21 protein-coding genes are annotated in these 23,626 nt (G+C 70.8%); 12 read left to right on the forward strand and 9 right to left on the reverse strand.

Annotated elements, in window-relative coordinates; genetic code table 11:
• Window positions 1-11: 11 nt before the first annotated feature.
• The 6 genes from OG370_RS01220 (at window position 12) to OG370_RS01245 (ending at window position 6,766) form a co-directional block, all read left to right on the forward strand.
• A complete protein-coding gene (locus OG370_RS01220) occupies window positions 12-908 on the forward strand; it encodes an ABC transporter permease (RefSeq protein WP_328473705.1) in 897 nt (298 codons plus the stop codon).
• Window positions 901-1,827, forward strand: a complete 927-nt coding sequence (locus tag OG370_RS01225; protein WP_328459629.1) for an ABC transporter permease — start codon at window positions 901-903, stop codon at window positions 1,825-1,827. Before OG370_RS01220 ends, OG370_RS01225 begins: the two co-directional genes overlap by 8 nt.
• Window positions 1,827-2,828, forward strand: a complete 1,002-nt coding sequence (locus OG370_RS01230) for an ABC transporter ATP-binding protein (RefSeq protein WP_328459631.1) — start codon at window positions 1,827-1,829, stop codon at window positions 2,826-2,828. The genes OG370_RS01225 and OG370_RS01230 overlap by 1 nt, the downstream gene beginning before the upstream one ends.
• The gene (locus OG370_RS01235) at window positions 2,803-3,819 is read left to right on the forward strand and encodes an ABC transporter ATP-binding protein (protein WP_328459633.1); all 1,017 of its coding nucleotides are present in this window, start codon (window positions 2,803-2,805) and stop codon (window positions 3,817-3,819) included. Before OG370_RS01230 ends, OG370_RS01235 begins: the two co-directional genes overlap by 26 nt.
• 60 nt (window positions 3,820-3,879) lie before the next feature.
• Window positions 3,880-5,475, forward strand: coding sequence for a peptide ABC transporter substrate-binding protein (locus OG370_RS01240; protein ID WP_328459635.1), 1,596 nt, complete (start codon window positions 3,880-3,882; stop codon window positions 5,473-5,475).
• A 100-nt stretch (window positions 5,476-5,575) separates the two neighbouring features.
• Window positions 5,576-6,766, forward strand: coding sequence for a Gfo/Idh/MocA family protein (locus OG370_RS01245; protein ID WP_328459638.1), 1,191 nt, complete (start codon window positions 5,576-5,578; stop codon window positions 6,764-6,766).
• Between the two features lie 111 nt (window positions 6,767-6,877).
• Here the strand turns inward: OG370_RS01245 and OG370_RS01250 are convergent, their stop codons facing one another.
• Together OG370_RS01250 and OG370_RS01255 are read right to left on the reverse strand one after the other, a co-directional pair.
• On the reverse strand, window positions 6,878-7,984 hold the full coding sequence (locus OG370_RS01250) for a DUF4037 domain-containing protein (protein ID WP_328459640.1): 1,107 nt from the start codon (window positions 7,982-7,984) through the stop codon (window positions 6,878-6,880).
• Window positions 7,985-8,100: 116 nt separating this feature from the next.
• Window positions 8,101-9,777, reverse strand: a complete 1,677-nt coding sequence (locus OG370_RS01255) for an FAD-binding oxidoreductase (RefSeq protein ID WP_328459642.1) — start codon at window positions 9,775-9,777, stop codon at window positions 8,101-8,103.
• Window positions 9,778-10,049: 272 nt separating this feature from the next.
• Between OG370_RS01255 and OG370_RS01260 the strand changes: the two genes are divergently transcribed.
• Together OG370_RS01260 and OG370_RS01265 are read left to right on the forward strand one after the other, a co-directional pair.
• Window positions 10,050-10,220 carry a hypothetical protein gene (locus tag OG370_RS01260; RefSeq protein ID WP_328459644.1) on the forward strand — a complete coding sequence of 57 codons (171 nt, stop codon included), beginning with the start codon at window positions 10,050-10,052 and terminating at the stop codon, window positions 10,218-10,220.
• Window positions 10,221-10,440: 220 nt separating this feature from the next.
• Window positions 10,441-10,833, forward strand: a complete 393-nt coding sequence (locus OG370_RS01265; RefSeq protein ID WP_328459646.1) for a PPOX class F420-dependent oxidoreductase — start codon at window positions 10,441-10,443, stop codon at window positions 10,831-10,833.
• Window positions 10,834-10,859: 26 nt separating this feature from the next.
• On the opposite strand, the gene OG370_RS01270 is transcribed toward OG370_RS01265, so the two are convergent.
• Window positions 10,860-11,033, reverse strand: coding sequence for a hypothetical protein (locus OG370_RS01270; protein ID WP_328459648.1), 174 nt, complete (start codon window positions 11,031-11,033; stop codon window positions 10,860-10,862).
• Window positions 11,034-11,059: 26 nt separating this feature from the next.
• On the opposite strand from OG370_RS01270, the gene OG370_RS01275 reads away from it, so the two are divergent.
• Window positions 11,060-11,737: a hypothetical protein gene (locus OG370_RS01275; RefSeq protein ID WP_328459650.1), complete on the forward strand. Its 678-nt coding sequence runs from the start codon at window positions 11,060-11,062 to the stop codon at window positions 11,735-11,737.
• A gap of 241 nt (window positions 11,738-11,978) precedes the next feature.
• On the opposite strand, the gene OG370_RS01280 is transcribed toward OG370_RS01275, so the two are convergent.
• The 6 genes from OG370_RS01280 to OG370_RS01305 all read right to left on the reverse strand — a co-directional run bounded on the left by OG370_RS01280 (window position 11,979) and on the right by OG370_RS01305 (window position 17,101).
• Window positions 11,979-12,341, reverse strand: coding sequence for a beta/gamma crystallin domain-containing protein (locus tag OG370_RS01280; RefSeq protein WP_328459652.1), 363 nt, complete (start codon window positions 12,339-12,341; stop codon window positions 11,979-11,981).
• Window positions 12,342-12,910: 569 nt separating this feature from the next.
• A complete protein-coding gene (locus OG370_RS01285; RefSeq protein WP_328459654.1) occupies window positions 12,911-13,837 on the reverse strand; it encodes a phosphotransferase family protein in 927 nt (308 codons plus the stop codon).
• Window positions 13,838-13,868: 31 nt separating this feature from the next.
• Entirely contained in the window at window positions 13,869-14,438 is a 570-nt protein-coding gene (locus OG370_RS01290) for a universal stress protein (protein ID WP_328459656.1), read from the reverse strand.
• Window positions 14,439-14,620: 182 nt separating this feature from the next.
• Complete coding sequence (locus tag OG370_RS01295) at window positions 14,621-15,427, reverse strand: helix-turn-helix domain-containing protein (RefSeq protein ID WP_328459658.1); 807 nt, start codon at window positions 15,425-15,427, stop codon at window positions 14,621-14,623.
• Window positions 15,420-15,989 (reverse strand): carboxymuconolactone decarboxylase family protein, encoded by a 570-nt coding sequence (locus OG370_RS01300; RefSeq protein ID WP_328459660.1) that lies wholly within the window; start codon window positions 15,987-15,989, stop codon window positions 15,420-15,422. Before OG370_RS01300 ends, OG370_RS01295 begins: the two co-directional genes overlap by 8 nt.
• Window positions 15,990-16,285: 296 nt before the next feature.
• On the reverse strand, window positions 16,286-17,101 hold the full coding sequence (locus tag OG370_RS01305; protein WP_328459662.1) for a class I SAM-dependent methyltransferase: 816 nt from the start codon (window positions 17,099-17,101) through the stop codon (window positions 16,286-16,288).
• 563 nt (window positions 17,102-17,664) lie between these two features.
• Here OG370_RS01305 and OG370_RS01310 point away from each other — a divergent pair.
• From OG370_RS01310 to OG370_RS01320, 3 genes are all read left to right on the forward strand, one after another.
• Window positions 17,665-21,069, forward strand: a complete 3,405-nt coding sequence (locus tag OG370_RS01310) for a lectin (protein ID WP_328459664.1) — start codon at window positions 17,665-17,667, stop codon at window positions 21,067-21,069.
• Window positions 21,070-21,348: 279 nt separating this feature from the next.
• Window positions 21,349-22,461: a PP2C family protein-serine/threonine phosphatase gene (locus OG370_RS01315; RefSeq protein ID WP_328459666.1), complete on the forward strand. Its 1,113-nt coding sequence runs from the start codon at window positions 21,349-21,351 to the stop codon at window positions 22,459-22,461.
• Window positions 22,462-22,599: 138 nt separating this feature from the next.
• Window positions 22,600-23,559, forward strand: a complete 960-nt coding sequence (locus tag OG370_RS01320; protein WP_328459668.1) for an aminoglycoside phosphotransferase family protein — start codon at window positions 22,600-22,602, stop codon at window positions 23,557-23,559.
• The last annotated feature ends 67 nt before the right edge of the window (window positions 23,560-23,626 follow it).

The following is a 23,626-nucleotide window of genomic DNA, read 5'->3' on the forward strand; positions in this document are numbered from 1 at the left end:
GAGTGCTGTACATGATCCCGACCGTCATCGGTTCGACGCTCCTGATCTATCTGCTGGTCTTCCTGGTACCCGGTGACCCGGTGCTGGCGCTGGCCGGCGGCAACAAGCGGCTCTCGCCGTCGAGCATCGCCGCGATCCGCAAGCAGTACAACCTGGACGACCCCTTCTTCGTGCAGTACGGGAAGTACCTCGACCACGTGCTGCACGGCAATTTCGGATACGACTTCAACGACAACTCGGTCACCACGCTGATCAAGACCGCCTTCCCCTACACCTTGGCGCTCGCGCTGTCGGCCTTCGTGTTGAAGATCGTCATCGGTGTGCTGCTGGGGGTCTGGGCCGGGCTGCGCAAGGACGGCATGCCCGAGAAGTTCAACCTGTTCTTCACGGTCGTCTTCCTCGCCGTGCCGGGTTTCCTCGTCGCCTACTTCTCCCAGTACCTGATCGGTATCAAGGGGCACCTGCTGCCGATAGCCGGCGTCCAGGCCGGCTACCCGAAGGCGTTCATCATGCCGGCCCTGGTACTGGCGCTGGAGACCGCGGCACCGCTGGCGAGACTGACCCGGACCAGCCTGGTCGACGTCCTGAAGGCGGACTACATCACGACGGCGCGGGCCAAGGGCGCCTCACCCGGCCGGGTGATCTGGCTACACGCCCTACGGAACGCGTTCCTGCCGGTGGTGACCTACCTCGGGCTGAGCCTGGCCAGCCTGCTGGGCGGTTCGGTGCTGATCGAGTCCATCTTCAACCTGCCCGGTCTCGGCGGCACCCTCGCCACCGCGATCTCCCAGCAGCAGGGGCCGGTCGTCGTCGGCGTCTCGGTGTTCCTGCTGCTCTTCTACCTGGTCACCGCCCTGGTGGTCGACCTGCTCTATCCGATCATCGACCCGAGGGTCCGCCATGTCTGATGCCATCGAGGCTCTGGTCGCGACCGGAGCCGAACCCGAGCCGTCCGCTCCACCGCAGCGCGGCGGGAAGCGCCCCGGGCTGGTGACGCAGGGGCTGCTCCGCACCCGCCGGCAGCCGTTCTTCATCCTGTCCGTGCTCATCATCGCGCTGGTCGCGGCGATGGCCGCCGTACCAGGGCTGTTCACCCACACCGACCCGCGGGACTGCTCCCTCGTCGACTCCCGGCTGGGCCCCCGATCCGGGCATCCGTTCGGCTATGACATGCAGGGCTGCGACTACTTCTCCAACGTCGTCCACGGAGCGCGGATCTCCCTGGAGGTCGGCCTGCTGGTGGCGATCTTCACGTTCTTCATCGCGATGATCGCCGGTTCGCTGGCGGGGTACTTCGGCGGCGCCGTGGACACCGTCATCTCCCGCACCGCCGACATCGTCCTGGGGGTGCCGGTCGGGATCGCCAGCCTGGTGATCCTCTACCAGTTCAAGTCGCGGACCGTGTGGACCATCGTCTTCGTGCTGGTGCTCTTCAGCTGGGCCGGAACGATGCGGTACCTGCGCGGTTCGGTGCTCCAGATCAAGCAGTTGGAGTACGTCCAGGCCGCCCGCGTGCTGGGCGTCCGGCACTGGGGAATCCTGCGCCGGCACGTCATCCCCAACGCGATCACTCCCCTGGTCGTGATGTCGACCCTCAGCGTCGGCGCCGCCATGACGGCCGAGGCGGGCTTCTCCATCCTCGGTGTCGGCATCAAGCTGCCGGCGTTCTCCTGGGGTGTCCAGATCGCGGCGGCCAGTACGGACGGCAACTGGCAGGTCGCCCCGCACCTGATGTTCTTCCCGGCCGGAATGCTCGGCCTGACCACGCTCGCCTTCGTCGTGTTGGGCGAGAACCTGCGTGACGTGCTCGATCCCAGGGGGCGTTGATGAGCAACCCACTGCTCGAGGTCAAGAACCTGGGCATCGAATTCCGCTCCGGCGAGCGCCGGTTGCCGGCCGTCCAGGACCTCAGCTTCAGCATCGCCCGGGGCTCGACCCTGGCCGTGCTGGGCGAGTCCGGATGCGGCAAGAGCATCACCGCCAAGGCGATCATGGGCATCCTGCCGACACCGCCCGCGCGGATCACCGGCGGCCAGATCCTGCTGGACGGAACCGACCTGCTGGGCCTGTCGCCCAAGGCGTTCCGCAAGGTGCAGGGGGCCGAGATCGCCATGGTCTTCCAGGACGCGCTGTCGGCGCTGAACCCGGTGGTGCCGGTGGTCCGGCAGATCGCCGAGCTGTACCGCATCCACCGCGGCGCCAGTCGGCGTGAGGCGGAGACCGCCGCCATCGACATGATGAAGGCGGTCAAGATCCCGGACGCCGCGAACCGGGCCAGGGACTACCCGTTCCAGTTCTCCGGCGGGATGCGGCAGCGGATCATGATCGCCATGGCGCTGGCCCTGGAGCCCAAGCTCCTCATCGCCGACGAGCCGACCACCGCGCTCGACGTCACCGTCCAGGCGCAGATCCTCGACCTGCTCGCGGAGCTCCAGCAGGAGCGCGACATGAGCCTCATGCTCATCACGCACGACCTCGGTGTCGCCGCCCACATCGCCGAGGAGGCCCTGGTGATGTACGCCGGCGGCGCGGTCGAGCAGGCACCGATCGCGGAGCTCCTGGACCGGCCGGCCCACCCCTACACCATCGGCCTGCTCGGCTCGATCCCCGGACCGGAGCACCGGGGCGCGGACCTGCCGACCATCCCGGGACTGCCGCCCCAACTGGCGAACCGGCCGAGCGGTTGCGGATTCCACCCCCGCTGCCGGTTCGCCACCGACCTGTGCCGGACCAAGGCTCCGCACGAGCTCCAGGTGTCCGCCGACCGCACGGCAGCGTGCCATCACTGGAAGGAGGCCATGGATGAATACCAGGCTGCTGGCGCTTGAGGACGTCAGGCAGGCGTACAAACCCAAGAGCGCGAAGTTCGGTGCCCGGCAGACGGGCACGGTCCGCGCGGTCGACGGCGTGACACTGGACGTGGCACCCGGTGAGACCGTCGGCCTGGTCGGCGAGTCCGGCTGCGGGAAGTCGTCGCTCGCCAGGCTGATCGTCGGGCTGGAGCAGCCGGCGTCAGGGCGCGTGCTCTGGAAGGGACGCGACCTCGCGGAGATGAGCCGCGCGGAGAAGAGCGCCTTCCACCGGGGCGTCCAGCTGATCTTCCAGGACCCGTTCGCCTCGCTCAACCCCCGCCGTACGATCCGCGACTCGGTCGCCGAGGGCATCCTCGCCCACGGGCTGTTGCCCAAGCAGCAGATCCCGCAGCGGGTCGACGAGCTGCTGGCCGATGTGGGCCTGGACCCGGCACACGCGGACAAGTACCCGCACGAGTGCTCCGGCGGCCAGCTCCAGCGGGTCGGCATCGCCCGGGCCCTGGCGCTCAGCCCCGACCTCCTGGTCTGCGACGAGCCCGTGTCCGCCCTGGACATCTCCGTCCGGGCGCAGGTGCTGAACCTGCTGAACCGGCTCAAGGAGAAGCACGGTCTGACGATCATCTTCATCGCGCACGACCTCGACGTGGTCCAGCACATGTCCGACCGGATCGTCACGATGTACCTCGGGAAGATCGTCGAGGAAGGACCGTGCGACGCGGTCTACGGCACCTCGGCCCACCCGTACACCCGGGCGCTGCTGTCGGCGGTGCCGAAGAGGCTGCCGCCCGGGCACCGGATCGACCGCGTCGTGCTGGAGGGCGATCCGCCGTCGCCGATCGACCCGCCGCCGGGCTGCCCGTTCCACACCCGCTGCTACACCGCGGTCGCCGAGTGCGCCGAGACCCTCCCCGCGCTGACCGAGGTCGGCACCGGCCACCGCGCAGCCTGCCTGCGCGCCGAGGACGTGCGTGCCTCCCGTGTCGGGCTGCCCTACCGGGCTTCCTGACACCTCCGCCTGCCCGGCCCCCTGCTCATACCGGGGTCCGTACCCCCGAGAGGAACAGCATTGAGAGTCGCCAACACCGTCGTCGCCACAGTCACGGTCCTAGCCGCCTCGGCAGCTCTCACCGGCTGCGGCAGCCTCAACGGCACCTCGGGCAACGGCATCCGCTCGGGTTCCATCACCGCCGTGCAGATGTTGACGATCGCCCGGATCACCGGCCCGCAGAACCCCAGCAGCCAGATCGGCATGGCCCTGTGTGAGGGGCTGACCAGGATCGACGACGCCGGCAAGGTCCGGATGGACGGGGCCCAGAGCGTCAGCAGCCCCGACCAGGTCACCTGGACGATCAAGGTCGCCCCCGGCCGGACCTTCTCCGACGGCACGCCGGTCACCGCGAGGACATGGGTCGACTCGTTCAACTTCACCGCACTCGGCTCCCACGCGATGGCCAGCAACTACGCCTTCGAGCACGTGCGGGGGTACCCGGAGCTGAACCCGGCCAAGGGCAAGGCCAAGAGGACCACGCTGTCGGGCCTGAAGGTGATCGACAACGACACCTTCACCCTGACCATGGACAGCCCGAACAACGACCTGCCCTACATGCTGGCCACGCTGCCCTTCTGCCCCATGCCGGAGTCGGCGTTCAAGAACCCGATCGCCTACGACAAGAAGCCCGTCACCAACGGCCCCTACGTCCTCACCAAGCTGAACCCGCAGTTCCAGGCGGTGGTGGAGCGGCGGAAGGACTACAAGGGCTGGATGCCCGAGGGCGCGGCGAAGAAGATCACGTTCCGGGTCTACAACGACCCCAACACCGCCTACCAGGACGTGGTCGCGGGCAACACCGACGTCCTGCGCAGCCTGCCCCCGGGCCTCGTCGCCCAGGGCAAGAACGCGCTCGGCGACAAGGGCCTGACAGCCATCGCCAAGAACACGCTGGAGACCTACGTCACCTGGCCGACCTACCTGGACAAGAAGTACCCCAAGGAGGTCCGTGAGGCGTTCTCGATGATCGTCGACCGGGACGCCATCTCCAAGAACCTCTTCCTCGGCTCCAGCCAGGCCGCCCGCTCGCTCATGCCGAACTCGGTGTCCGCCTACCGCGCGGACGCATGCGGCTCGACGTGCGGCTTCGACCCCGCCGGTGCCAAGAAGCTGCTCGAACGGTCGGGCTTCAAGGGCACCATCCCGCTGCTCTACGACTCGTCGGACACCACGTTCGCCGCGGCGGCCCTGGCCATCTCCAACGAGGCGAAGAGGATCGGGCTGAACGTCGAGCCGCGCCCCAGGCCGACAGCCGCACTCGGCGCGGACACCAACAACTACGCCCTGGACGGGCCGAGCATCGCCCTGTGGGGTTCGTCGTTCCCGAGCGCGTCGGAGTGGGTGGCCTCCGTCATGGTCGACGCCAACTACCGGCTGAAGTACACCAACGCGACGGCGTCCTCGGAGGTCACCAAGGCATGGGCGGCGAAGAGCCCGGCCGACGCCGATCGGCACTGGCGGGCCGCGGAGGACTCGATCCTCGCCGACCAGGTCATCCAGCCCCTGTACTACCAGGTGATGTACATCGCGCACGACGCGTGCCTGAAGCCGCACTCCGCCGGTGGCGACATGCAGATCTACCGCACGCAGATCACCTGCAAGACCAGCAACTGACGCGTAGCGCGCGGGTGCGGCGACCGACCGGCCGCCGCACCCGGCGCGTACCCCGGTGGCCGTTCCGGTCACCAAGCTATGCAACGAGGAGTCATCGCACATGGACGCACGCATCGGCATCATCGGTTTCGGCCTCAGGTCGAGCCTGTGGCGCTACGCCCACAACCCGGGGAACGGCTCGCGGGTGGTCGCCGTCTGCGACAGCGACGAACGCGGCCGCACCGACGCGGTGGAGAAGATCGGCGACGGCGTCCAGGTGATGGCCGACATCGACGAGTTGCTGGCCCTCGATCTCGACGCCGTGATGGTGCTGACCCCCGACTACCTGCACGCCGAGCATGCGGTCCGGACGTTGGAGGCGGGGGTGCCGACGTTCCTGGAAAAGCCGATGGCGATCACCATCGAGAGCGCGGACCTGATCCTGGAGACGGCGTACCGCACCGGGACCCGGCTCTACATCGGGCACAACATGCGGCACATGCCGGTGATCAAGGCCATGCGGGACGCGATCCTGGCCGGCCGGATCGGCCAGGTCAAGGCCGTCTGGTGCCGGCACTTCGTCTCCGCGGGCGGCGACTTCTACTTCAAGGACTGGCACGCCGACCGGACCAAGTCCACCGGGCTCCTGCTGCAGAAGGGCGCCCACGACATCGACATCATCCACTGGCTGGCCGGCGGCTACTCGACGAGCGTGTCGGCCATCGGGTCGTTGAGCGTGTACGGCGACATCACCGATCGGCAGGACAACTCCGGGCGCCGGATGTGGGACTGGTACGACACGAACAACTGGCCGCCCACCGCCCAGCGGGAGTTGGCGCCGGAGATCGACGTCGAGGACATCTCGATGGCGAACCTCGTGCTGCACAACGGCGTGCTCGCCTCGTACCAGCAGTGCCACTTCACGCCTGACTACTGGCGCAACTACACGGTCATCGGAACCGAGGGCCGGCTGGAGAACTTCGGCGACGGTGAGGGCAGCACGATCAAGCTCTGGAACAAGCGTTCCGACGCCTATCGTGAAGAGGCCGACGAGATCATCGAGGTGCCTCCGGCCGAGGGCGGCCACGGCGGGGCCGATCCGATGCTGATCTCCGAGTTCATCCGATTCGCGGTCGAGGGCGGCCCGACCATGACGTCCCCGGTCGCCGCCCGGCAGTCGGTGGCAGCGGGGATCGCGGGAACGGAGTCGATCCGGAGCGGTGGCGGAGCGGTCCAGGTGCCGCCGATCCCCGCCGAGATCGAGGAGTACTTCCTCCGCGACCAGGTCAAGGCCGACCACGCGGGTCTCTAGCGGGCGGTGGCGTCGGGCAGCGCGGAGTACGTCCGCGCTGCCCGGTGCGAGGCGGCCCTGGCGGTGCCTCGGGGCGTACGGACGAGTGGGCGGTCCAGGACGCGGCCCGGCTCAGGACGTCGTGGGCGGGGTCGTGCCCGTGGTGCCGGCCGGTGCGTAGGGGACGTAGGGGACGTGGCGGTGGCGCAGGGCCGCGTTCGGGCTCGCGGTGAGTTCGGTGCTGTCGACGTACTGGTCGACGGCGCCGATCGGGGGCCGGGCGCGCAGGGCGGGGTCGGCGATGGTGGCGGTGAGCGCGTGCGTGAAGCGGTGGGCGTCCAGCACGAGGAACGGGCGGTCGTGGAAGGGCCGCACCGAGGGGTCGAGCGGGTCGGTGAGGGCGAGGGCGTTGTGGAGCGCGGCGACGGCCTCGTAGGCGGGCGAGAGGTGCCGCTCGCGGGCGCGCCAGGTGCCGGCGGACAGCGCGCCGGTGAGGTGCGGGGTGAGGTCGGCGGCGCGGGGCAGCGCGGCGAAGGCGGTGCCCAGCCACTTGCCGTAGGGCGGGTAGACCCGGTGCATCAGCAGGCACAGCCGCATCAGGTCGCGGACCTGGCGGGCGGCCACCACCGCGGAGCCGAGTTCGTCGCCGACCTCGCCGCAGCGGCCGACGAAGGGCTCCTCCTGGGACAGCCGCATCCACTGGCAGGCGAGAACGTGGCGCCACACGTCGTCCGGGTACCAGGCGAGCTGCTCGCGGTACGCGGCGAGCCGGCCGAGCCCGTCGTGGAAGACGGCGCCTGCGGTGAGTTCGCGCAGGGTCTGAGTCGGCGTCGTCAGCCAGGCGGAGACCGGCACACCGCCGGCCGGGTCCGCGCCGAGCTGCTCGGCGAAGTACGCGCCCAGGTCGATGACATCGACCCGGTGCCGGGCCGGCGTCCCGGGCGGGAACTCCCAGCGCACCGGGTGGCCGCCGAACGCCTCGGGCAGTTCGCGGTCCAGCAGCGCGGTGAGATCGGCGGCGCGGGCACGGAAGTCCTCGCCGCCGAGGAAGACCTGCACCCGCGGGCCCCAGGCGTGGTCGGTGGAGCGCTCGGTGTCGTACCCCTGCACCTCCGAGCCGGCGCCGATCAGGCCCGCGGAGTACGGCACCGATCCCAGCGCGGAATCCAGCAGCGGCCCGACGATCTCGGCGTGGAACGCCTCTGCGAGCGCGAGTCCCGGTACGAACGATCCTGTCACCCCTTCACCCTCCCAGAGCCCGCCCCCGCCCGGCGACCCGTTTTCCCCACCCCGCCCCGCACCGCCCCGCGCCTCCCCCTCCTCCACCCGCGCGGAGCGCTGAGGCGGCGGCGCGGTCACCTGCGGAGTCGGGGTGGTTCGGGGGCGGAGGAGGCGGGCTGGATCGCGAGGGCATGGTGGAACACGTCGAGGGGGTCCCAGCGGGACTTCACCTGCTGGAGGCGCGGGTAGCCGGCCTTGTAGTAGAGGGTGTGCCAGGGCGTCGTGGAGGTGTTCCAGGCGGGGTCGGCGAGGTCGGTGTCCGGGTAGTTGATGTAGGAGCCGTCGCTGACCGTGCCGGGTACGGGGACGCCGCCGGTGTCCCGGAACACGTCGCGGTAGAAGGCGCGGACCCAGGCCAGGCAGGCCGCGTCGTCGGTCTCGTCGGTCCAGACGGTGTGGAAGTCGGCCTTCATGACCGAGTCGCGCTGGGCCACCGCGGTCGCCCCGGGCCTGACGGCGTTGACCTGTCCGCCGTAGCCGATCAGTTCCAGGCTGCCGGCCGCGGTCCCGGTGGAGTTCGTCAGGTGCCGGTGGATCGTCGCGAGCTGCCCGCCGGTGAACGACCGGCGCAGGTAGGCGGCCTTGATCTTGTACCTGCGGCTGACCACGTCGCCGGCCTCGCCCGCGCCCGGCCAGGTGATCGGGTGCAGCCACGGCATGGTCCGGCGGTCGTCGAGCGCCGGCTCGACCCCGGTGCCCGCGGTGACGGCGGACACGAAGTCCGTCACCAGGTCGTCCGCGCCCGGCGTGTCCGCGTCGATCTGGACGATCATCCGGAAGTCGCCCGCGCTGCGGTGCGCCGCTTGCAGGATCGCGTACAGATTCGCCTGCGGTGTGCCCGGTGCGCTGTTGCGCTCGTGCCACGTCCCGAAGTTGCGCAGCAGTGTGGTGAACGCCTTCTCGGTCATCCGCTCGTCCCACGCCCAGACGACCAGGCACTCCAGGACCCTGGCGGGCGCGGCCGGCAGCAGCCGGGCGGGATCGGTGCCGGTGGCGCCCGGCGCGCGCATCCAGTACCTGGTCACGACGCCGAAGTTGCCTCCGCCGCCGCCGGTGTGCGCCCACCACAGGTCGCGGTGCGGATCGTCCGGTTCGCGGGTGGCGGTCACCGTACGCACGGTGCCGTCGCGGCCGACGACCACCACCTCCACGCCGTGGAGGTGGTCCACCACGGAGCCGTACCTCCGCGAAAGGGGCCCGTATCCGCCGCCGCACACGTGCCCGCCGGCCCCCACCTGCGGGCAGCCGCCGCCGGGAACGGTCACGCCGTAGCGCGTGAAGAGCGTGCGGTAGACGTGGCCCAGCGTGGCCCCCGGCCGGATCTCGAACGCGCCCCGGTCGCGGTCGTACCCGACCTGGTCCATGGGCGAGAGGTCCAGGAGCAGACGCACCCCGGGCTCCGCGCTGAAGCCCTCGAAGCAGTGTCCGCCGCTGCGCACCGCGATCCGGCGGCCGGAACCCACCGCGTCCGACACCGCGCGCACCACCTGGTCCGTCGACTCGACCACCCGGATCTCGTCCGGTGTCCCCACGAAGCGCCAGTTGTCGCCTCGCAGCAGGCTGGCGTAGCGGGAATCCGCCGGCCGGATCGACACCGGCGGCTCTGCCCGGGTGGCTCCCGCGGAGGTGGGTACGGCGGGGGTGGGTACGGCGGCGGCGTCATCGGCTGCGGCGGGTACGGCAAGACCTGTCACCGCACCGCCGGCGGCAAGGGCGGCCGCCGCGCCCAGCAACCCGCGGCGGCCCACCATGGCAGGACCCGACACGTCCACCCGCGACCTCCCGGCCCACGTTCATCCGGAGCCGTGATCCCGGCCCCTCGGAAATCGTAGACACGCGACGGCGAATCGCCCGGATTTGCCCGGGTCGGCGCGCGCGGGTTCACCCGTGATTCCGCAGGCCCGCGCACCTTCCGCGTCGTGCTGGAGAAGGGCCGGGCGCCCTTCGCGATTCCGCGGTGGGCGGGCGGCCCGTCGCGGTCATACGGTGGTGGAGTACGCACTCCCATCGGGAAGTGAGCGACATGGACAAATCCAGCGACAAGGATCAGCGAGCGCGGCAGGCCGCCGAGGCCGAGCGGCGCTCGAAGGAGAGCGGCGCCCACGAGGCGGACGAGACCAAGGACCGTGGTGACGAGCACCTCGTCGAGCACGAGGACCGCTCCATGCAGTCCCTCAAGCGCGACGACCGGTAGCAGACCGCGACCGACCACCGCTCACGGTGAAACGTCCGGTCCGGTCGGCGCCCGCCCGGCAGCACTGGGCGGGCGCCGACGCGCTTCGCGCCCCCGCGGATACGGCACCCACGCCGATCGGAGCCGACCGGTGCCGGCCGATGTCACAACGGGACCGCCGCCCCTGTCGTACCTGCGCAAGGCCCGCACACCCGCGGGCGAGAAGCAGCGGAGGCATCCGATGACGAACACCCGTACCCCGTTCGAACCCTTCGTCCGGCAGAAGACGATCCTGCTGACCACGTACAAGAAGGACGGCACGCCCGTCGGCACGCCGGTGAACATCGTGGTCGACGGGGAGCGGGCCTTCTTCCGCACCTACGACGCCGCGTGGAAGGTCAAGCGGCTGCGGAACAACCCGCGGGTCGAGATCGCGCCGTCCACCTTTCGGGGCAGGCCCACCGGCCCGGCGGTCGAGGCGCGGGCCACCCTGGTCACCGGGGAGGAGGCCGACCGCGCCGCGAAGTCCCTCGCGCTCAAGTACCCCTTCCTGCACGGGGTCCTGGTGCCGTTCGTGCACCGCAGGAAGCACTACGCGACGCTGCACTACGCCCTGACGGCGCCGGGCGAGTGACTCCGGGGCTGCCCGCGCCGGCGGGGTCAACGGGCGCGCGGTGCCTCCCGCGGCGCCCGCCCGCCGGCGAGCGCCCGCCCGACCTCGGCGGCGGGGAACGGGGTGCGCTTGCTCCCGTCGAGCAGCCGGCGGTGGAAGTCGTCCAGCACGAGGGCGTGCCGGCCGTGGCGGTCGATGATCGCGCCGATCTCGGACGGCACGCCCTCGAGCCGGCGGCCGTCGCCCCATGCCCGGAGGATGGTGGCGAGTTCGGTGCCCTCGGCGACGAGGTCGGGGAGGTGGTGGCGCAGCAGGTGCCACGGCGCGTAGGAGCGGTGGGACGTTCGTCAAGGACACGGCGAACAACCCCCAGTTCGGCGAGGGGCTGTACGACACCCCGTCGCCGCCGTGGGAGCCGCGATTCGACAACGGCTATCCGAACGTCTTCTGGGACCCCGAGCACCGCAGGTACCGCTGTTACTACCCGCTGTTCGTCGTGGACCCGTCCTCGTCGAGCACGCCCGTCGACCAGCGGGCCGGGAAGCCGTACTCGACCGCGGGCCGGGTCACCGGCTGCAGCTACGCCGAGTCGGCCGACGGCGTCCACCGGACCAATCCCGCCCTGGGCATCGTCGACTTCGACGGCGAGGACCTGCGCCTGCTCGCCGACATCGAGCACGGCGGCTCGATCTCCGTCGCGCTGACGGACCGGAACGGAACCGTGGTCCAGCCGGGCTTCGAGGCCGGCCGGAGCGTGCTCACCGAGGGGCCGGACGGCTGGCATCAGGTGAGTTGGCGCGGCGCCGACGTCGGCTCGTTGGACCCGGGCGCCTTCTTCGCCCTGCGCATCACCATGGTGAAGACCCGGCTGTGGGCCCTCGGCGGGGACTTCTACGTCCGGCCGCTGAAGTACGCGAAGCCCTGACGCCCGTACGGTGTCCGCGCGAGCCGGTCGCGCGCGTGGACACCGCCACCGGCGGCGATCCGTTCGCCGGCCGCCAGGTGCGGCGGTGTCGGGCGGCAGACTCACCCTCGCGGCCTTGGCATGATCAACAGCGTCTCGGCACCGCACATGACCACATCAAGGCCGCACCGCCGTCGCATCGACCGTCAGCAGCCAACGGGCACCCGCATGGCCTTCCAGGGACGGAGGTCGAACAACAAGCTCAGAGAATCCTGATGGAGGTAATGTTGACCCCGCCCGGGTTGTTCGGCCAGGTGAAGACCGTGTTCTTGCCGATCGGCGTGGGAGGCTGCCACCGGCCGTCCCCGTACCACTGCACGAGGTTGTTGCCTGTCGAAATCCGGGTGACGAAGCTGGAGCCGGGGAAGTAGTCGATCTGTCCGGCGTTGGCGAAGCACGCTTCGCCACCGTCCCCCCAGCCGTGCCAGTCAACCGTCAGGTAGTCGCTCGGACCGCAGTTCACCGGGCTGATGGCGGACGCACCCGTAGCACCGAAGGTGAGCGAAGCCCCAACGGCGAGCGCTGTCAACATTGGCAGTAACAGCCGTTTGGCGATCTTCTTCACGGAATATCTCCTCTGTTGCTCTGCGGAGGATGAGCGGCATCGCTCACTCGTCACCTGCGGTTGCCAGGCATCCGCAGGTGATTATTCATATCCGCACGGGCTCTGGCCATCCTGAGAAGGCAAGACTGCCCGTGTGCACAGGGCAGGACTGCCCGTTTGTACAGGGAATGGACCAACCCGACGTTCTCGCCCTGCCCGAAGAGCACAACGTCGGCTCGGGCCCAACGGCCCCGCTCCGCCTCGCACGCCCGGACCGGCCCTCGGCGGGCGACCGTCCCGCCGGAGGCCCCGCTCTCCCCGCACCGACCCGACACGCGACGTGACCTCCACCGAAGCCGCCGGCGCACCCACCCGCGCCGCGCCCGCGACACGCCTGGGGAGGTGCGGGTGGCGGGAGCGGCGGGAGTGAAGAGTGCTCAGGGGTCATCGACACGCCCTCAGGGTCCGCGTTCGACTCATGCCTCGTGCAGATTGGCAACGCTGTCAGTCCGTGAGCCGTACGACTCCGCTGTCGGGCGGAAGGGGGCCGGCCCGGCCGTGTGCTCGTCCGCGGCCCGGACCGCGTCGGCTCAGCCCAGCGTGTCCATCAGGGTGGTGACATACGCGTCCAGCCGTTCCTCCACCGCTCGCGTCGTCAGCTCCGTCTGCCCCGCCTCCCGCCACGGCCGCGAGACCTGCCGCACCTCTTCCGACGCCGCCAACCCGTCCCGGACCAGCCAGTACAACCGCTCACTCGCAGCCGCGGCCAGCACACCACCCGCCTCCTCGTACGCCGCAGCGAACCTCAGCCCCCACGCCGGACCGTGCAATAGCGCGAGATTGGTACAGCAATGCGCGACATCGAGGTCCGCCGGACCCCAGCAGGCCCCGGCCCAATCGACGACACCGGCGATCCGAACCCCTGCCGGGCTTGACACCGGCGCGTCGAACAGCACGTTGCCGGGCTGGAAGTCCCGGTGCAGGAACCGCCCTTCATAGCGCGGAGCCGGCCCGCGGATCACGTCGACCGCCGCAGCCCACACCGCCGCTTCGGCTCCCTCCGGAACCACGACCGTATCGGCGGTCGTCAACGCCACATACCCCCGCACCCGCTCGACCGGGCGTACCGCATGGATCGCCACGAGTTGACGGGCCAGCAGAGAAACGCGCCGCTCCACTCCCTCGTCATCCAGGACCGTCCGGCCCGGCAGACACGTCATGAGGAGCGACGGAAACTCGCAGTACGCGGCAGTCGCATCGACCGCGACCAGCCCGGGCGCCGGCACACCGGTCCCCACGAGCAGGGTCAACGCGACGGACTCCCGGTCCAACCAGTCCTCCGCGTCCTCCACGTCCACGAAGGTCCGCAGCACCAGGTCACGGCTACGCCCGTCCCGCGCGCCGACAGTCAACTTCCGCACCTCGGCGGTGATACCGCCGTGCAACACCTCGCTCCCGACGATCCGCTCGCCGACCTCCAAGTGCCGGCTGACCCAAGCCAGCGTCAACGGTCGCATCGGTTGCTCCGCGGAACGGGCGCGATGTCGCTCAACTCCCATGCCGCCGCCTGGAACCGTCCGACCTGCCGTGCCCCCCGGCGGACAGTAACCGGGTCAGTTCCCGATCCGCGGATGTGGACTGGTGCTCAAGCCCCACTGCCAGACGCAGCCGCCGCAGCGTGGTGTGTTCCCGGTCGGCCACCGGTACCGCGACTACGGGGACCCGGCACTTGCGCAGCAATCTGCGGACCATGCGGCGCGCCAGTACTCCCCGCCACGACGGCGGGTGAGCGACCATGATGAGGTCGGCCCGCACCTCCCGGGCGATACGGGCCAGGCCGGCGGCAGGATCGCCGTGCAGCTGGCGCAGCCGTAACTCCGAAAGGGGTCCGGCCAGTTCCCGGACCTGCGCGGCAACCCGTGCGTGGGCCGCCTCGTGGGCGCCCGGTTCCTGATACGGAATGAATCCGGGCGTGCCCACCAGCACGAACTCCCGTCTGATGTGCACCGGCAGCACCATCCCCTCGTATCGGCAGGCCATCGCCGCCGCCATCCGCAGCACCGGCCGGCAGCGCGGGTCGTCCGACACCATCACCACGATCAGCGGTTGCTCCTGCACGGCCCGCTCCCTTCGTTTCGGCTTGCGCCTGCTGCGTGGTCGTCGAAGACGGCGACCGTGCGCCCAACGCTCACAAGCACGTTGCCCGCACGGTCGCCGAGGTACGCCGGTCACCGACCCCAGTCCTTCTCGTCGAAGCTCTTCACGTCCAGACGTCGAGGGCTGCTCCAGCGCCGCTCGGGTCAGGGCTGCGCTGCCTCAGCGAGTTGGCGCGCGTGGGACCGGGTTTCGTCGTTCATCGGGAAGAAGCACTCGATGCGCAACTCCTGCAGCGTCACGTCCTGCGGTGTCCCGAGCGTCGTCACGGTGGAGAAGAAGTCGAACCGCCGGCCACCGCGCGCGTACCGGATCGGCACGATCGGCAGCACCGGCGTGGCCGCGTCGAGCGACCGCAGGGAGGCCGGCACCCCGGGGTAGTCCAGCACCTCGTCGAGAATCCGCTGGGCACGCTCGTCGGTGACACCCCCGATCGCCTCCCGGCGCGCGCGCCGGACCAGCGCCTCGGCGACGTCCGGCCAGTTCGTCACGTGCCGGCGGACGCCGTCGGGGTGGAACATCCGGCGCAGCACGTTCGCCGGTCCGGGACCTGTCTTCGCCTGCCCGTCCTGGAGGAAAGCGAAGAAGCGGCGAGCGGCGGCGTTCGTGTGCCGGATGTTCCAGCTCCGGTCCATCACCAGAGCCGGGAAGGGCTCCTGCTGCGTCAGGATGGTGTCGAGCGCGTCTCGGACGGCGGCGAGCGACGGCGCGTCCAGTTCGGACTCCGGGTACTCGGGCGCGAACCCGGCCTTGAGCAGCAGGGTGTTGCGTTCGCGCAAGGGTACGTCGAGCACCTCGGCGAGCTTCAGGACCATGGCCCGGCTGGGGTTCGCACGGCCGGTCTCGAGGAAACACAGATGGCGGACCGACACCGCGGCCTCGGCGGCCAGGGCCAGCTGGCTCAACCGCCGGGCGCTCCTCCAGTGTTTCAGCAGGTGACCGACGTCAGACACCGCTCGAGTATCCCGCAGTCCACGCGTGCGGCTGCACCGCCACCTCCAGCGGTGGCCGGGCCACGTTCGCGGTGTAGTTCGTCATCGTGGAGATCGCCACCCCGGTGATCACTTCGAACAGTTGCCCCTCGGTGAAGCCGGCCACCGTGAACGCCGCCACGTCCGCCTCGTCGAGCCGGCCCCGCTTGTCGATGAACGCGCGAGTGAGCGCCGACAGCGCCGCCATCCGCGGGTCGGTGGGCAGATCGCCGCGGCGCAGGGCCTCGACCACCGCCGGTTCGACCCCGTCCGCGAGCGCCTCCAGCGTGTGGAACGCGACCGCCCATTCGCTGCCGTTGGCGACCGCGTTGGACAGCAGCAGGACCTGCCGTTCGTCCGGGCCGAACGTTCCGCCGCCCCGGAAGTGCCCGAACGCGGAGAAGAAGGTGTTCAACAACGCCGGCGAGTTCGCCATGAGCCCGGCCGCGGCCGGCACGAACCCGAATGCCCCCTGCAAGACCGTCAGCGGCTCCTTCGCGGCTTCGGACGCGGTGTCGGCGGTATGGATCTGGTAACTGGTCATGACTCGGAGTCTGCGGCAGCCACGACGTCGAACCAATTCCCTCGGAGGTAAATGCGCGCGAGACCGCTGGCACGCGGTCACCGCAGCAGTTCGACGAGGCCGGCAGCTGATCCCGCGTTGTGCTCCGCGTCGAACGGGGGCTCACCCACTGGGGACCCGGCTGCGCCTCACCCGCCGCAGGGCCCAGCCTGCCCCGCCCGCCGCGACGTCGCCCCGTACTACCTGGCGAGCCGCCCGATCTTCCAGTCCCCGGTCATCGGCTCCCGGCGGCCGACCGCTCCCGAACGCCTCGTAGTTCAAAGGGCGCGGGCGAGGAAGACGTCGGTGACCTGGAGTACGTCGATTCCGCCGCCGTGGGCGTCGAGCAGGCGTCCGGCCTCGGCGAGTGCCTGCCGGCGATGGTCGTGGGGCAGGATGCGATAGGCGGACAGCGAGGCGAGGTGGCCGAGGTAGCGGTCGGTGTCGTACCGCAAATCCTGCCGGAATCGGACCGATCGCAGGTCGGTGAAGCGGCCGTCCCGGCGGCATTCGGTATCCGGCCAGGCCTGGTCCCAGTTCCCGGGCTCGTCGCCGGAGAGGTCGGAAGCCAGGAAGCGGTGCGGTGAACCGGTGATGCCGTGACGGTCCCCGATGCCGGCGAGTTCGGCACGCAGTCCGGGGTCGTGTATCCCGTGAGGGTTTCTGATCAGCGCCACGGAACCGCCGGGGGCGAGCGCGGCGTGGACCAGGTCCCAGCGCCGGTCTCGGTCCAGAAAGTTCCAGGCGGAGGCGGCGAACAGCAACCCGTAGTGTCGCCCGCCCGGTTGCCACCGCTCGAAGTCGCCGACCTCGACCCGGACGTTCGGACAGCCGGCGGTGTTGCGTCGCAGGACCTCGGCCATGCGGGCGTCGGGCTCGACGCACACCAGCGGAATCCCCAGCGCGGCGAACGGCACGGTGGCCTTCCCGGTACCCGCTCCGACCTCCACAGCCGCACGGTCCCCGAGAGCCGCGTACGCCAGTACCTCCGTGACCATCGCGGGCGAGTAGCCGGGGCGGGCGGCATCGTAGAGCTCGGCCACCTCACCGAAGACCTTGCTCCGCGCAGCGTTGACGTGTCCCTCTGAGCCCATGAGCGTCCCTCGGCTTCTTGATCGGCAGGCGGGAAGCCTACCGACCGGAACACTTCACAATCCACCGCTTTGGGAGCCGCCCCTTCCTCGATGACCACAGGGATGGAGCAGCAGGCGGTCGCCCCGCGATCCGCACAGCTCTCGTCCCACCGCGTCGGTTCGTCGGGCCCGGCGCCGGTCGGCTCGGCCACACCGCAGCGGGTCGCGGGTGGACCCCGCGCCACGACGGTCCTGCCGCGCGGTCGGCCCCTCGGCGGGCGGTGCCCCACCGGAGGTCCCGCTCCCCCGCGCCGACGCGACACGCGAGGTGACCTCCGCCGAAACCGTCGGCGGACCCTCCGGCGGGCGGTCGCGACACGCCTGGGGAGGTGCGCGGGGTGGGAGCGACGGGAGTGAAGACTCCTCCTGGGTCATTGACAGGCCCTCAGGGTCCGCGCTCTACTCATGCCTCGTGCAGATTGGCAACGTTGTCAGTCCGTGAGCCGTACGACGCCGCTGTCGATCGAGGACGCCACCCGTCCCTGGCACACCCATGTGTGACGCACGAATCGCGGAGGCAACCGATGGTCAGACAACGGCGCCCCGACCGGGCCCGTTTCAGCAGCAGATTCCGTCAACGCCTCGCCGTGGTGTCCCTGTTGGGCATCGCAGCGCTCCCGATCCAGTCCCTCACCGGCGCCGACGCGGCGTCGGGGCCGCAACTCGTCGCGGACCCGGCCGCGTTGATCAATCCGCTGATCGGCACCTCGGGCGCCGTCAACACCTTCCCCGGGCCCGACATGCCGTTCGGCATGATGCAGTGGGGGCCGGACACCACCCCTGACCGGACGCAGGGCGGCGGCTACGAGTACAAGGACAGCAAGATCTCGGGCTACAGCCTGACGCACATCTCCGGGCCCGGCTGCGACGTCGCCGGCGACGTGCCGATCCTGCCGGTCACCGGCGCGCTGTCGGGGAACCTCTCGAACCTGTCCTCGCAGTTCAGCCACGACGACGAGCAGACCGGCGTGGGCTACTACGGCGTCACCGACTCCGCCGGGGTCAAGACCGAGCTGACCGACACCACGCGCGCGGGCCTGGGCCGGTTCACCTTCCCGGCCGGCACGCAGTCGAACCTGCTGCTCAAGCTGAGCAGCGGCGCCTCGCAGGTGGACGGCACCCGGGTGCAGGTGGTCGGCGACCGCGAGGTGAGCGGGTCGGTGGACAGCGGGCACTTCTGCGGCGCGGCCAACCGCTACACGCTGCACTTCGACATCAAGTTCGACCAGCCCTTCACCGCGAGCGGAACCTGGGTCGGCAGCACCATCAACCCCGACGCCACCAAGCTCAGCGAGGGCCGGCCGCAGCAGAAGCTCGCCACGCACTCCAACACCCCGCTGCACGAGCAGCACTTCACGGTGCCGGGCAGCGCATCGCCGAAGATCCACCCCAGCGGCGGCGCCTCGCCCTCCGCGAGCCCGGACAACTCCACCGCGAGCCCGAAGAGTTCGTCCGCGGCCACGTCCGCGACGGCGGGCCCGCCGGTGACCGGCGCCAACGGCATGTACCTCACGTTCGACACGGCGAAGAAGGCCGCCGTGACGGCGGCCGTCGGCATCTCGTACACCAGCGACGGCAACGCGAAGTCCAACCTGTCGACCGAGGTCAAGGGCTGGAACTTCGACGCCATGCGCAAGGCCAACCACACCGCGTGGAACGACGTGCTGGACAAGGTGCGGATCGGCGGTGGCAGCCACGACCAGCAGGTGCAGTTCTACACCGCGCTCTACCACGCGCTGCTGCACCCGAACGTGTTCTCGGACGACAACGGCCAGTACATGGGCATGGACGACCAGGTCCACAAACTGACCAAGGGTCAGAAGGCCCAGTACGCCAACTACTCGGGCTGGGACACCTATCGCTCCCAGACGCAGCTGATCTCGATGGTCGCGCCGAAGCAGACCGGTGACATCGTCACCTCGATGCTCAACGGCTACGACCAGACCGGCCTGCTGCCCAAGTGGGCGTCGAACAACGGCGAGAGCTACGTCATGGTCGGCGACCCGGCCACCTCGATCATCTCCGACGCCTACGCGTTCGGGGTGCGCAACTTCGACACCGCGCACGCCCTGTCGGCGATGGAGCACGAGGCGACCGCGCCGAACCAGGACCGCCCGGGCGAGGCGGTGCGCGACGCGAAGGGCTACCTGCCGCTGGACGGCACGTACTCCTGCTGCAACTTCTACGGCCCGGTCTCGACCCAACTGGAGTACGACAGCGCGGACTACGCGCTGGCGTCCTTCGCGAAGTCGCTGGGCAAGACCGCGGACTACAAGAAGTTCGCGACCCGCGCGCAGGACTGGATGAACGTCTTCAACCCGCAGACGGGCTACATGCAGGCGAAGAACTCCGACGGGCAGTTCGCCGGCGGCTTCACGCCGGGCACCTCGAACGGCTTCGTGGAGGGCACTTCGGCGCAGTACACCCCGATGGTGCCGTTCGACCTCCAGCAGTTGATCACCGCCCGCGGTGGCACGGCGGCCTACGGGTCGTACCTGGACAGCCTGTTGAGCGACATCGCCGATCCGTCGGGCACCAACGCCGACCTGAGCAACGAGCCGAGCCTGGAGATCCCCTGGGAGTACAACTACCTGGGACAGCCGTGGAAGACCCAGGCGGCGGTGCGCGAGGCGCAGCAGGACCTGTACTTCAACGCTCCGGTCGGGTCGTTCGGCAACGACGACCTGGGCGCGATGAGTTCGTGGTACGTCTGGTCGTCGCTGGGGATGTACCCGGAGACGCCAGGCACCGACACGCTGGTGCTGGGCAGTCCGGTCTTCCCGGTCGCGAAGGTCACCCTCGGCAACGGCAAGCAGGTCGCGATCAACGCCCCGCAGGCCGCGACGAACGCGCCGTACGTCCAGTCGCTGGACGTCAAGGGCAAGGCGTGGAACGACTCCTGGCTGACCTTCGGCCAGTTCGAGAAGGCGGGCACGCTCGACTACAGCCTCAACACGGTGCCGAACACGTCGTGGGCTTCGGCGGCCGACGCGGTTCCGCCGTCCGACGCCACCGGCGGCGGGCGGGTGCTGGCGGCGACCGGCCCGAGCAGCGACGGGCTGATCGTCGCGCCCGGGGGCTCAGGGGAGGCCACCTTGCGGCTGACCAACCTCGGCAGCAAGGCGGTCACCGCCGACTGGGCGGCCACCGCGCCGTCGGGAGTGACGCTCGGCACCTCCTCGGGCTCGCTGACGGTGCCGCCGTCGGGCAGCGCCGAGGCGAAGGTGCAGGTGACCGCGGGTGACACCGAAGGCGCGTACGCGGTGGCCTTCGCGGTGACCGACCACAGCGGCGGCGCGGCGCTGGCGAGCGCGACCCTGGGGGTGGCGGTCGCCAAGCCCGGCGAGCTGTGGCCGTACGAGACGAACGAGGGCATCTACCCGGACGCCACGCACTTCTCCGGCGGGTTCGACGACGGCGGCTGGGCGTACTCGCAGAACGCGCTGGCCGCCGCCGGGGCGACCGGCGGCGCGAAGGTCAGCGCCGACGGCCTCGACTACACCTGGCCCGCGATCGCCTCGGGACAGCCGGACAACCTGGAGGTGGCGGGCCAGACGCTGCCGCAGCCGGCGGGCACGTCGGGCGCGTACCTCGGACTGCTGGGGTCGGCGACCAACGCTCCGACCGACGGCAGCGGCGTCCCCGGCGCGCTGACCGTCACCTACACCGACGGCACGACCGCCAAGGCGACGGTGACGTTCTCCGACTGGACGCTCAACGGCGCCGGCAGCAAGCCGGTGCCGGGCAACACCACCGCGATCACCACCGATTACCGCAACACCGGCAGCGGCGGCAAGGACAACGTCAAGGCGTACGTCTTCTCGGTGAAGGTGCCCCTGGACGCGACGAAGACGGTGGCGTCGGTGACGCTCCCCGTGACCGGCGCGTCGGGAACCGTCCACCTCTTCGCGATCAGCTTCGGCGGATGAGTGGATGAGCGGATGAGGTGATCAGTCACCCCGCCGCCTGAAGCGGCGGTGAACGAACCGGGCGCGTCCCCCACTTCGGCGGGGGCCGCGCCCGGCCCCGTCCGTCCCCCGGCCCCGCGGGCGGAGGCACCCTCGGGGCAAGGGGACGAGCCTGGGTGCGTGGCGCCGGGCTTGCGGGGCTGTCACCAGGGGCTACGGTGGATGAGCAGGTGCCCGCGGCGGGCACTGGGGGCGGCCGCGGCGGCGCCCGGCAACCAGGCGCCACAAGGAGCACGGGCGATGGGAGTGCGGGCCGGATGGTGGAGGGCACCCGGAGTGCCCGGGACGCTCGCCACGCTGGCGCTGGTGTCGGGCTCGCTGCTCGACGTGTTCGGGCCGGAACCGTATGTGGGGCTGCCGCTGCTGGCCGCGGCTCCGCTCGTCGCCGCGGCCACGCTGTCGTTCCGTACGAGTGTGGTGTTCGCGGTGCTCGCCTCCGCCGCGTCGATCGGGCTGGACTTCGACCAGGACCGGGCGTGGCTGTCGAGCCTGGTCGACCTGGCGGTGGTCGGCGTGGTGGGAGTGCTGGCACTGGTGGTCAACGTGCTGATGGGCCGGCAGGTGAGCGACCTCGCCCGGGCCACGGCCGTCGCGGAGGCGGCGCAGCGCGCGGTGCTCCCGCAGCCTCCGGCCCGGGCCGGACCGCTGGCGGTCGCGTCGACGTACACCGCGGCGCAGGCGGAGGCGCGGATCGGCGGGGACCTGTTCGCCGTGCAGGAGACGCCGTTCGGCGTGCGGATGATGATCGGGGACGTGCGCGGCAAGGGGATGCAGGCGGTCGGAGCGGTGTCCGTGGCGATCGGCGCGTTCCGGCAGGAGGCGGAGCACGCGCCGGACCTGCCGGAGCTGGCCCGCCGGATGGACGAGGCGCTGGCGCGGAACGCCGCCCGGGAGAGTTTCAACCACCCGACCGAGGAGTTCACGACGGCGCTGCTCGCCGAGGTGACCCCCGACGGCCGGACGCTCTACGTGGTCAACCGCGGCCACCCGCCGCCGTATCTGATCAGCGACGGGTCGTTCGAGCCGCTACTGCCTGCCGCGCCCGCGTATCCACTGGGCATGGGGCTGTCGCCGGTGTCCGACGACGGCACCGCCCACCCCGCCGACTCCTGGCACCTGCCACCCGGCGGGACGGTGCTGTTCGTGACCGACGGCGTCACCGAGGCACGCAACCGCAAGGGCGTCTTCTACGATCCGTGCCGCTCGGCACTGGCCGGCCACCGCTTCGACGAGCCGCGGGACCTGGTCGACGCGCTCACCGAGGACGTCGACCGGTGGACGGGGCACACCCGCCACGACGACATGGCGGTCCTCGCCGTGACCCGGGTCGCGGAGACCCGCACCCCGTCCTGACGGTCCCGGTCCTACGGTCCCGGTCCTGACGGTCCCCGTCCTGCCGGTCCCCGTCCTGCCGGTCACGGTCCAGGATGGCAGCGGCGGCCGGCGGAAAAGCCGTTGCGCAGGCACGGGCGCCACGTCCACGATCCCTGGATGATCGAGAACGTACGGGGCGGCTCCCCCGGCGAAGGCGGCGACCGACCCGGCGACGACGCGCCCGGCGACGACGGCCGGGCCGGGATCGACGCGGCGCTCGTGCGGCGGCTGATCGCCGAGCAGTTCCCGCGGTGGTCCGGGTTGCCGGTGACCCCGGTGGCAGTCGACGGGTGGGACAACCGGACGTACCGCCTCGGCGACAGGATGACGGTGCGGCTGCCGACCGCCGAGGGCTACGTCCCCGCGGTGGACAAGGAGAACCGGTGGCTGCCGGTCCTCGGGCCGCAGCTGCCGGTTCCGGTACCACCCCTGCTCGCGAGGGGCGAGCCGGGCTGCGGCTACCCGTACCCGTGGTCGGTGCGCAGCTGGCTGGAGGGCCGGACCGCGCGGCCCGAACGGATCGGCGACCTGACCGGGTTCGCCGTCGAACTGGGCGGGTTCCTCCGTGCCCTGCAGCAGATCGACGCCACCGGGGGCCCGGCGGCCGGCGCGCACAGCTTCCATCGCGGCGCGCCGCCCGCGTACTACGACGACGAGACGCGCCGGGTGCTGTCCGCGCTGCGCGGCCGGGTCGACACCGAGCGGGCCGAGCGGCTGTGGGACGAGGCGCTGACCAGCCGGTGGCAGGGGCCGCCGGTGTGGTTCCACGGCGACATCGCCCACGGCAACCTGCTGGTCAGGGACGGCCGGCTGGCCGCGGTCATCGACTTCGGCACCTGCGGGGTCGGCGATCCGGCGTGTGATCTCGTCGTCGCGTGGACGATGTTCCGCGGCCGTAGCAGGGCGGCGTTCCGCGCGGCGGTCGGCCAGGACCGCGACACCTGGGCCAGGGCCCGTGGCTGGCTGGTCTGGAAGTCCCTGATCAGCATCGCGGAGCACCACGACAGCAACCCCGCGCTGGCCGCCGAGCACCGCCGCTCGCTCGACGAGGTGCTCGCCGACCGGGAGGAGCAGTAGGCGAGGAGCCGTAGGCCGCGTGACGGCCCGGCCGCGCCATGCCCGGTCGCGCCGGGACCGGGTGCCC

Origin of the sequence: Streptomyces sp. NBC_00448, from assembly GCF_036014115.1 — a bacterium.
Lineage (GTDB): Bacteria > Actinomycetota > Actinomycetes > Streptomycetales > Streptomycetaceae > Actinacidiphila.